The sequence below is a fragment of the Porticoccus sp. genome (genome assembly GCF_965660005.1).
Lineage (GTDB): Bacteria > Pseudomonadota > Gammaproteobacteria > Pseudomonadales > Porticoccaceae > Porticoccus.
In genome coordinates this window covers 1-4,495 of the sequence record NZ_CBFHYF010000071.1, presented here as the reverse complement: position 1 = coordinate 4,495, position 4,495 = coordinate 1, and the positions used below count along the sequence as shown (strand labels likewise).

Below are 4,495 nucleotides of genomic sequence, written 5' to 3'. Positions count from 1 at the left end.
GCAGCAGCCCGTTGTGCCAGTGCAGCAGCTTCGAGTTCCGCACGCTTGGCTTCGAACTCTTCCATATTGGCGTTGGTAGCAAAAACGGCTTTATTTTGTGGAATAAGATAGTTACGACCATAACCGGCTTTCACATTCACTTTGTCCCCAATACTGCCGAGCTTGCCGACTTTTTCCAGAAGAATAACTTCCATCTCGGATATCCTCTCACTATTAATCTGTTGACACCGCAGTGCAGGAAACTAGTCGTTACCCTTCACCAGCCTGGTGCGTATGTTCAAGATACTGTCCAGCAAACCCAACCCGACCAGTACCAAACTCAGTGGGCCGATAATAACCAGCCCCACATAAAAAACTGCCAGCCAGTGCCCACCGATCTGGTAATGCGCCACGGTAAAGTGAACCAGGCCAATACCTGCCAAAAATAACGGCAAACCCAGCAAACCCGCCCAGCTGGCATACTCCTGGGGAGCCATATAGCAGGCTGTTACAGCCACAACCAGTGACAGCGCCACCAAGGGCGAAAAGCGCAGCCGATGAAACTCGCGCTGAAAGCCCCCCTGGTTATACAGCGCTGCCTGCCACCAGCGGGCCAACACCAGGCAAGCTACCGAGGTCAGTGCGACCACATAGCCAATCACGCCGAGCAAAAATGCACGCCCCGGCTCAAATGTGGTGACACCGCTTCCGCTCTGCTCCTGTGCCTGGCTAAATATCCCGGCAACCAGTGCTTCAAGCTCCCGAGCCGAATCGCTAAACAGCAGATTGAGCACCAGGGTTCCTGCTGCACTGGCGAATACCAGCACCAGCAAGGCACGCGACCATGACACAGTCTGCCGCAACACTTCCGATGACAGCAAAACCACTATCATGCCTGCCAACGTGGCCAGGGTAATCATCGGACTGACCCCACTGACATAAAATGCAATCAGCAATGGCAGACAGCCCCATAAAAAAACCAGCAAGCCCTCTGCAAATCCTTTACTCAGAGTGACAAGGCTGACAGCCGCCGGGCTGACCAGGGGCAGCAGGCTGCCAAAAAAAGCCACCACTGCCGCCTGCTTCCGCCCGCGCATGATGTACTGAGCCAGTGCTCGCATCAGCTGACGTTACTGATTACTGGTGGCTATCCGTATAAGGCAGCAATGCCAGAAAGCGAGCACGCTTGATAGCGGTGGACAGCTGACGCTGGTACTTTGCCTTGGTGCCGGTAATACGACTGGGCACAATTTTTCCGGTTTCGGAGACGTACTGTCTCAGCGTGTCCAGATCTTTGTAATCAATTTCTGTAGCGCCTTCGGCACTGAAACGGCAGAATTTGCGACGACGATTAAAACGGGCCATCTTTACTTCTCCTCTTCCACTGCTTCATCTGATGACACATCGGCTTCATAGTCCGTATCGTTATCATCATCGCTGCCTGAGTCATCAACTGATTGAGCACGGTGTCCTTCAGAAGCAGACTCATCAACCCGAGTATCGCGACGTTCACTGCGATGATCCGTTTTTTCTGCTTTCATGATCGCCGAGTCGCCCGTCGCAGCATCGTTGCGGTTGAAAACTGCGCTGCGGATAACGGCGTCGTTGTAACGGAATGCCGAATTCAGCTCTTCCAGAACATCCTGGCCACATTCAATGTTCATCAGGACATAGTGAGCTTTGTGAATCTTGTTGATTGGATAGGCCAGTTGGCGACGACCCCAGTCCTCGAGTCGATGCACCGTCCCGTTACCGGCGGTAATGGTAGTGGTATAACGCTCAATCATCCCGGGAACCTGTTCACTTTGGTCCGGGTGAACCATAAAGACGATTTCGTAGTGACGCATTGTTTCTCCCTACGGGTTAAAGCTGCCCACCCAATGCGGTGCAGCAAGGAGTATTGGCCCAACACAGGCCAAGGGCGGGCATTCTACGGGGATACAACCGCTATTTCAAGCGGCATTTCAGGGGGTTACAGGGTTGGAACTGTCTATTTTAGCCGTTATGATCGGTTGTTCCCCCTCCCCCATTTATCGAGGAAAAATCATGAAAACAATAGGTCTGTTAGCCATTGTACTGTTTACCCTGTCCAGCGTTGGTTGCACCAAGGTAGGCAGTGAAGCCTGGTGTAGCAAAATGAAAGACACCCCCAAGGGTGACTGGTCTGCCAACGAAGCCGCCGATTTCGCCAAACACTGCATTATCGACTAATCCACGGGGGCCCAGCGCAGGCAACGCCAACAAACCGTCATCGGCGTTGTCTGACGGCCTCAAACAGACAAACACCTGTCGCAACGGACACGTTCAGACTACTGACCACACCCGCCATGGGCAGCTTCACCAGCAGGTCGCAATACTCACGGGTCAGTCGTCGCAGACCTTTTTCCTCCGCACCCATGACCAAGGCAACAGGCCCTTTCAGGTCAGCATTGTAAACCAGCTGTTCGGCTTCTCCGGCGGCACCAATAACCCATAGCCCCCTCTCCTGCAACTTTTTAAGGGTTCGCGCCAGATTCGTCACCACCACCAGTGGCACGGTTTCAGCAGCACCGCAGGCGACTTTCTGCACCACCGGCGTCAAACCCACCGAGTTGTCCTTTGGCACGATCACGGCTTGAACTCCGGCAGCATCAGCAGAGCGGAGGCAGGCACCGAGATTGTGCGGATCAGTGACGCCATCCAGAACCAGTAAAAAAGGCGTTTCCTGTGACCGGTCAAGGAGTTGATAGAGAAAGTTTTCATCCTGTACCTCTGCATCATCACAGAGTGCTGCAATGCCCTGATGAGAACCGTCTGTCAGGTCATCCAGGTCTGCGCGCGACACCCGCTCCACACTGAGCCCCAGACGTTCGGCCATGCCGAGTATCTTCAGCAGACGCTGGTCTTCCCGGCCACGCAGCACTTTTAACAGCCGCACCTTGTCGGCAGAGGTTTTCAGCACGGACTGGACCGCGTGCAGGCCAAAAATCCACTGTTCCTCGGCACGGTTTGGCAGCTTATCGGTCATGATCAATATCCATCAGCGGTTTATACCAGGTTGTGATCAGCGTTTTGCAGCCGGCGGTTTGCGTCGCCGGGGTTTCTGCTGCTTGCCGGCTTTGTCCGTTTTTGTAGCGGATTTGTCTGACTTCAGTTTCCCGGTTTTTCCGCGTTTTTTCCTGGACTGCTCATGTTCTGCCGCCAGCGCTGCAGCTTTGGGGCTTACGGGAGCCGCTTTTCTGCCTTTTTTGCCCTCTTCCACCAGATCAAAATCAATCTTCCGCTCATCCAGAGCCACCCGGCTCACCCGGACGCGCAATTTGTCACCGAGCCGGAATACCCGCTTGGTTCTCTCACCCACCAGGCGGTGGTGGGCGGCTTCGTGGTAGTAGTAATCCTTTGGCAATCCGGTGATATGCACAAGTCCTTCAATAAACAGCTCGGTCAGTTGCACAAACAAACCAAAACCAGTCACCGAAACCACGACGCCGTCATACTCGTCGCCCACTCTGGACAACAGGTATTCGCACTTCAGCCAGTTCACCACATCGCGCGTCGCCTCATCGGCGCGACGTTCAGACATGGAACAATGTTCGCCGCTGCTGATCATCCACTGTTCATCATAGGGATAAATCGTCGCCGCATTCAGGACAGGAGCCCCCTCCACTTGCCTGGTATGACTCACTTTGCCTTTTTTCCGGACCAGGTAACGAATCGCCCGATGCACCAACAGGTCGGGATAGCGTCGAATAGGGGAGGTAAAGTGAGCATAGGCGGGGTAATTCAGGCCGAAGTGCCCGTCATTTTCGTGGTCATAAACGGCCTGGTTCATGGTGCGCAGAACCACCGTTTGAATCACACCGGCATCGGGGCGGCCGGCAATCTGCAACAAGACCCGCTGGAAATCCTTTGGCGACGGCTCGTCACCACCCGGCAGACCGAGACCAATCTCACCCAGAAATTCACGCAGGTTGGCCAGCTTCTCCTGGCGGGGCCGCTGATGCACCCGATAGAGCGCAGGCAGTTTGCTTTTCTCTAATAGAGTGGCTGCACAGACATTGGCGCAGAGCATGGATTCTTCAACCAACCGATGCGCCTCAGTGCGCTCAGAGGGAATGATCTGCTGAATTTTGCGTTCGGCATCAAACAGAATACGGGTTTCCTGACTATCAAAATCGATAGCACCACGCATTTCCCGACGACCCAACAGCGCGAGGAACAGATCATAGAGGTGGTCGACATGCTCCACTACCGCGTGAAACTGCTTTCGAATACCACTATTGCGGTCACCGTGCTGGGCAATCATGGCGGCAACCTGGGTGTAAGTCAGCCGGCTGTGGGAATAAATAACCCCCTCGTAAAACTGGAATTTAGTGATCTGGCCATCGGCATCCATGGTCATCTCACAGACCATAGTGAGCCGATCCACCTGGGGATTCAGCGAACAGAGGCCATTGGAAAGCTTTTCCGGCAGCATCGGCACCACATGTTGGGGAAAATACACGGAATTGCCGCGCAAGTAGGCCTCCTCATCCAA

General features: G+C 54.3%; 7 protein-coding genes. 1 reads left to right on the top strand and 6 read right to left on the bottom strand.

Annotated elements, in window-relative coordinates; genetic code table 11:
* The 4 genes from rplI to rpsF form a co-directional block, all read right to left on the bottom strand.
* A partial coding sequence (gene rplI, locus ACTF5G_RS09950) for a 50S ribosomal protein L9 (RefSeq protein WP_438952649.1) occupies window positions 1-194 on the bottom strand: 194 nt, incomplete at its 3' end.
* Between the two features lie 48 nt (window positions 195-242).
* The gene (locus ACTF5G_RS09945; protein ID WP_438952648.1) at window positions 243-1,100 is read right to left on the bottom strand and encodes a hypothetical protein; all 858 of its coding nucleotides are present in this window, start codon (window positions 1,098-1,100) and stop codon (window positions 243-245) included.
* Window positions 1,101-1,116: 16 nt separating this feature from the next.
* Window positions 1,117-1,344, bottom strand: a complete 228-nt coding sequence (rpsR, locus tag ACTF5G_RS09940; RefSeq protein WP_438952647.1) for a 30S ribosomal protein S18 — start codon at window positions 1,342-1,344, stop codon at window positions 1,117-1,119.
* A 2-nt stretch (window positions 1,345-1,346) separates the two neighbouring features.
* Window positions 1,347-1,826 (bottom strand): 30S ribosomal protein S6, encoded by a 480-nt coding sequence (gene rpsF, locus ACTF5G_RS09935; protein ID WP_438952646.1) that lies wholly within the window; start codon window positions 1,824-1,826, stop codon window positions 1,347-1,349.
* Between the two features lie 199 nt (window positions 1,827-2,025).
* Between rpsF and ACTF5G_RS09930 the strand changes: the two genes are divergently transcribed.
* Window positions 2,026-2,190, top strand: a complete 165-nt coding sequence (locus ACTF5G_RS09930; RefSeq protein ID WP_438952645.1) for a DUF3012 domain-containing protein — start codon at window positions 2,026-2,028, stop codon at window positions 2,188-2,190.
* Between the two features lie 37 nt (window positions 2,191-2,227).
* Here ACTF5G_RS09930 and rlmB read toward each other — a convergent pair whose 3' ends face one another.
* Complete coding sequence (gene rlmB, locus ACTF5G_RS09925; protein WP_438952644.1) at window positions 2,228-2,986, bottom strand: 23S rRNA (guanosine(2251)-2'-O)-methyltransferase RlmB; 759 nt, start codon at window positions 2,984-2,986, stop codon at window positions 2,228-2,230.
* Window positions 2,987-3,022: 36 nt separating this feature from the next.
* The coding region (locus ACTF5G_RS09920) for a ribonuclease R family protein (RefSeq protein ID WP_438952643.1) at window positions 3,023-4,495 on the bottom strand (1,473 nt) is incomplete at its 5' end.

Bases quoted from the DNA above. Each gene is read 5' to 3' on its own strand.
- ACTF5G_RS09945 (WP_438952648.1), bottom strand. From the start codon at position 1,100: ATGCGAGCACTGGCTCAGTACATCATGCGCGGGCGGAAGCAGGCGGCA.
- rpsR (WP_438952647.1), bottom strand. From the start codon at position 1,344: ATGGCCCGTTTTAATCGTCGTCGCAAATTCTGCCGTTTCAGTGCCGAA.
- rpsF (WP_438952646.1), bottom strand. From the start codon at position 1,826: ATGCGTCACTACGAAATCGTCTTTATGGTTCACCCGGACCAAAGTGAA.
- ACTF5G_RS09930 (WP_438952645.1), top strand. From the start codon at position 2,026: ATGAAAACAATAGGTCTGTTAGCCATTGTACTGTTTACCCTGTCCAGC.
- rlmB (WP_438952644.1), bottom strand. From the start codon at position 2,986: ATGACCGATAAGCTGCCAAACCGTGCCGAGGAACAGTGGATTTTTGGC.